Here is a 4,170-nt window from a genome sequence, read left to right as displayed (position 1 = left end):
TGCTCGTCGGCGGCTTCGCCCTCGCCGTCGCGAGGCAGCCGAAGAACCGCGACGAGCACGACGATGACGACGACGGCGCCCGCGTCTGAGCCTCTGCGACTGCCGGCCCGAGCGGCCTCGTCCGATCCCCCGGGCCCTCCCAGCGGACGTCAGTCGGTCGTCAGTGCGACGTCACCGTGACGTCGACGACGAGCGGGCGGTGATCGGTCGCGACCGTCATGTCGTGCTCCACGGCGCTCATGTCGACCGTCTCCAGCGTCAGCGACGGCGAGGCGTAGACAAAGTCGATGCGCTTGTGCGGTTCGGCGGCGTTGAACGTGTTGATGCGCGGCCCTGCGTCGACGAGCCCGTGTGCCTTGAACTCCCGCCCCGCGGGCCCGTTCTCGAGCTCGTTGAAGTCGCCGGCGATCGCCCACGGCACGTCGCCCGGCAGGTTCGGGTCGGCGATGAGCTCACGCGCGTGCCCGGCGCGCATCGAGCTGTAGAGCGACAGATGCGTGCTGATCGCGAGCCACTTCGCCTCGCCGGGCAGGCACACCTCGGCCCATGCGTAACCGCGCGGCTCTTGCGGACGCGGCACGGTGTAGAGGCCGTGGCCGCTCGCGGCGACGTCGAGGCGCGGCGCCGTCACGATCGCGGTGCTCATGCGGTGACGGTTGCCTCCGCCCCACACGAGCCCGACGGATTCGGCGAACTCGGCGACGCGATGGTCGGAGAACGGATGGCGCGGCATCTCCTGCAGGCACAGCACGTCGGGCGCGGCGTGCCGGATGACGCGCAGCAGGGCCGCACGGTCGTCCTTGAGGCCGCGCACGTTGTACGACATGAGACGGGTGGTCATGCGATGTCCTCCTCGACGGCGCTGCGCGCCAGGTCGGCCGCGCCGATGAGCCCGGCCTCGTTGCCGAGCTGCGCCTGCACGATTCGTGCCTCCGGGCGGTACCCGCGCCCCGGCAGCTGCTTGCGGAAGGCCTCGCGCGCCGGCGTCAACAGCATCTCGCCGGCTGCCGACACGCCGCCGCCGATGACGAACGCGCCCGGGTCGAACGCACTCGCGAGGTTCGCGAGGCCGGTGCCGAGCCACGAACCGATCTCGGCGAGCAGTTCGGCCGCCGTCGCGTCCCCTGCAGCCGCGGCCTCGGTGATCATGGGCCCGGTCAGCTTCGTCAGGTCGCCGCCGATCTCGGCCTCGATGTCGTGCGCCATCGGCGACTGCGCCGCGAGCAGCGAGCGCGCCTCGCGCACGAGCGCGTTACCGCTGGCGTACTGCTCCCAGCAGCCGCGGTTGCCGCACTCACAACGGATGCCGCCGGGCACGACCTGCATGTGCCCGAACTCACCCGCGATGCCGTACCGGCCGCGCTGCATCACCCCGTCGACGAGGATCGCGCCGCCGATGCCGGTGCCGAGGTTGACCATGATGACGTGGCTCTCCCCCGCCACCGCGCCGAAACGCCACTCCGCCCAGCACGCGGTGTTGGCGTCGTTGTCGACGAAGACGGGGAACGCGCAACGGGCGCGCAGGTTCTCGCGCAACGGCTCGTTGCGCCACGACAGATGCGGCGCGAAGACGACGGTCGAGCGGTCGGCGCCGACGAATCCCGCCGCGCCGATGCCGATGGCGCTGACCTCGCCGAGGTCGTCGCGTTCGGCGGCATCCTGCAGTTCTTCGACGACGCTGACGAGTAGGTCCTCGACGACGGCGGCCTTCGTCGAGCGGTGCGGCGTGTCGCGGCGAGCGCGCGCGATGACGGTGCCGCGCTCGTCGACGAGGCCGCCCGCGACCTTCGTGCCGCCGATGTCGATTCCGATGGCGAGACTCATGCACGCCCCCTCTCTGCGAGCGCTGCGGCGCCGATGACGCCGGCGTCGTTGCCCAGTTGTGCGACGACGAAACGCGGCGACGGACGGTGCCCGCCGCCCGTCAGCTCGTCGGCGAAGTGGATGCGAGCCGATTCCAGGACGAGGTCGCCCGCCTCCGCGAGCCCCCCGCCGATGACGAAAACGGCCGGGTCGAGCACGGCCGCGAGTGACGCGCAGCCCTCGCCGACCCAACGGCCGATCTTGCTCAGCAGCGCCAGGGCTGCCGCGTCGCCCTCTTGTGCCGCTGCCGTGACGTGCGCGCCGCGCAACGCCTCCGGATCGCCCGCGCAGGCTTCGCGAAGCCGCGCGGCCTCGGTCGCGCCCGAAGCAACGAGCTCGCGCGCCTCACGCACGAGCGCGGACCCGGAGGCGTACACCTCGAAACAACCACGATTGCCGCAACCGCACAGGTGACCGCCCGGCACGACACGCATGTGCCCGATCTCGGCGGCGATGCCGTGGCTGCCGCGCATGAGTTCGCCGTCGAGGACGATGCCGCCGCCGACACCGGTGCCCAGCGTCACCATGACCATGTCGTCGACGTCCGCGCCGCCACCGTGGAGGAACTCGCCGTAGGCGGCCGCGTTCGCGTCGTTCTCGATGACGACGGCGTGCCCCGTCGCTTCTTCGAGGCGTGCGCGCAGCGGCTCGTGCCGCCAGGCGATGTTGGGGGCGAACAGGACGTTCGCGCCCTGCTTGTCGATGTATCCGGCGCACGCGACCCCCACCTTGGGCGCCTCGACGCCCTCGGCACGCGCCGCGGCGCCCAGCTCGTCGATGAGTTCGACGGTGGCGGCCACGATGGCGTCGGGCTCCTGCGCGGGCGTGTCGCGGCGCGCGCGGCGCACGATGGTGCCGCCGGAGTCGACGAGGCCCCCGGCGATCTTCGTTCCACCGATGTCGATGCCGATGCTGAGTGTCACGCTCGTTCCTCACTGCTCGCGGACGGCGACGGCGCATGGGCCGTCACGATCATCCTGACGGGGCGGGGCGCCGAGCCCAAATCGGGTGGCGCCCCGGTGGCGGGGCCGTACATGCGGCGCCTCAGGCGGTGGCGTTCGCCCCACCGTGATCGAGATCCGGCGCCTCGGCGTGCGCCTTCAACGCATCGAGGGCCGCGGTGATGATCTGCGTCTCGACCTTCCGGCGCAACGCCGTGTGCAGCGGAAAGCCGGGCCGTGCGTGCAGGGCATACGCGACGTCGGTGGCGTCGCCGTCAGCACGCAGGTCGTAGTGGCCTTGCATCGCCTCGATGTGCTGCGCCTCGACGAGTTGCCACGCCACCCGTGCGCGGTCGGCGCGACGAGCCACCGTGTACGCGAGCGTCACGACGTCCTTGAACGGGCCGGAGGCGAACGTCAGCTGTGCCTGGTCGACGTCGCCGGAGGGCGTTCGACTCAGCACGACGGCTCGCGCGACGTCCTTCGACCACTGCGGGTAGGCCGGCAGGTCGAGCACCACGTCGAGCACCCGAGCGCAGCTCGCCTCGATCCGGATGCGGCCCTCGCTGAGGGCGTCGCTGTTCGTCGTCATGACACCGAGGGTATGCGCCGAGCGGCGGCAGGGTCGTAAGGTACGCATGACGACGGGCCTCACCGACCGCCGCCACCGACCCAGTACCGACCCAGCGAGGATCCGCAATGCGTGAAGTGAGCACGAAGCTGCTCGTGCCGTTCGACGAGGAGCTCGCGCTTCCGCACATCGTGGTGCGCAACGCGTCCGAGGATCCGCGAGGCATCGGTTACGCCCGGCGTGAGGGCGCGACGTGGGCCGGGGTGACACACGAGGAATTCCTCGCGCAGGTCGAGACGCTCGCCAAGGGGTTCATGGCGGCGGGCGTCGAAGCGGGTGACCGCGTCGCGCTCATGAGCACGACCCGCTACGAGTGGACGCTCACCGACCTCGCGCTGCTGACGTGCGGCGCTGTCGTCGTGCCGATCTACGAGACGTCCTCGAGCGACCAGGTCGCCTGGATCCTCGCCGATTCCGAGGCCGTCGCCGTCGTCGTCGAGAACCAGGAGATGGCGCTCACCGTCTCGCAGGTACGCGAGCGCTGCCCCCATCTGCGCGACGTCTGGCAGATCGACGCCGGCCACCTCGACGAACTGCTCGAGGGTGCCCCGGAGGTCAGTGACGCGCAGATGCGTGCGCGCCGCGACGCCGTCGACGCCGACCACGTCGCAACGATCATCTACACCTCGGGCACGACCGGCCTGCCGAAGGGATGCGTGCTGACGCACGGCAACTTCGTGTCGTTGTCGCAGAACTGCCTCGCGCTGATGGACGACCTCGTCAACGGCGGTGAGG

Annotated in this window: 5 protein-coding genes; 1 reads left to right on the top strand and 4 read right to left on the bottom strand. The window is 71.2% G+C overall.

The window, feature by feature from the left end; translation table 11 throughout:
* Window positions 1-160: 160 nt before the first annotated feature.
* From AX669_RS10745 to AX669_RS10730, 4 genes are all read right to left on the bottom strand, one after another.
* Window positions 161-841, bottom strand: a complete 681-nt coding sequence (locus AX669_RS10745; RefSeq protein WP_062258368.1) for an endonuclease/exonuclease/phosphatase family protein — start codon at window positions 839-841, stop codon at window positions 161-163.
* Complete coding sequence (locus AX669_RS10740; protein ID WP_062258367.1) at window positions 838-1,824, bottom strand: ROK family glucokinase; 987 nt, start codon at window positions 1,822-1,824, stop codon at window positions 838-840. The genes AX669_RS10745 and AX669_RS10740 overlap by 4 nt, the downstream gene beginning before the upstream one ends.
* Complete coding sequence (locus AX669_RS10735) at window positions 1,821-2,786, bottom strand: ROK family glucokinase (RefSeq protein WP_062258365.1); 966 nt, start codon at window positions 2,784-2,786, stop codon at window positions 1,821-1,823. Before AX669_RS10735 ends, AX669_RS10740 begins: the two co-directional genes overlap by 4 nt.
* A 121-nt stretch (window positions 2,787-2,907) precedes the next feature.
* Window positions 2,908-3,396, bottom strand: coding sequence for an SRPBCC family protein (locus tag AX669_RS10730; protein ID WP_006946556.1), 489 nt, complete (start codon window positions 3,394-3,396; stop codon window positions 2,908-2,910).
* 107 nt (window positions 3,397-3,503) lie between these two features.
* On the opposite strand from AX669_RS10730, the gene AX669_RS10725 reads away from it, so the two are divergent.
* On the top strand, window positions 3,504-4,170 hold a 667-nt coding region (locus AX669_RS10725; protein WP_156444992.1), incomplete at its 3' end, for an AMP-binding protein.

Source organism: Dermacoccus sp. CCH2-D9, from assembly GCF_001556795.1.
Classification (GTDB): domain Bacteria; phylum Actinomycetota; class Actinomycetes; order Actinomycetales; family Dermatophilaceae; genus Dermacoccus; species Dermacoccus nishinomiyaensis.
Note: the sequence above shows the minus strand (reverse complement) of the source record. Positions and strands in the feature narration are given on the sequence as shown.

Excerpts from the sequence above, each read along its gene's own strand:
- AX669_RS10745 (WP_062258368.1), bottom strand. The coding sequence starts at position 841 with ATGACCACCCGTCTCATGTCGTACAACGTGCGCGGCCTCAAGGACGAC.
- AX669_RS10740 (WP_062258367.1), bottom strand. The coding sequence starts at position 1,824 with ATGAGTCTCGCCATCGGAATCGACATCGGCGGCACGAAGGTCGCGGGC.
- AX669_RS10730 (WP_006946556.1), bottom strand. The coding sequence starts at position 3,396 with ATGACGACGAACAGCGACGCCCTCAGCGAGGGCCGCATCCGGATCGAG.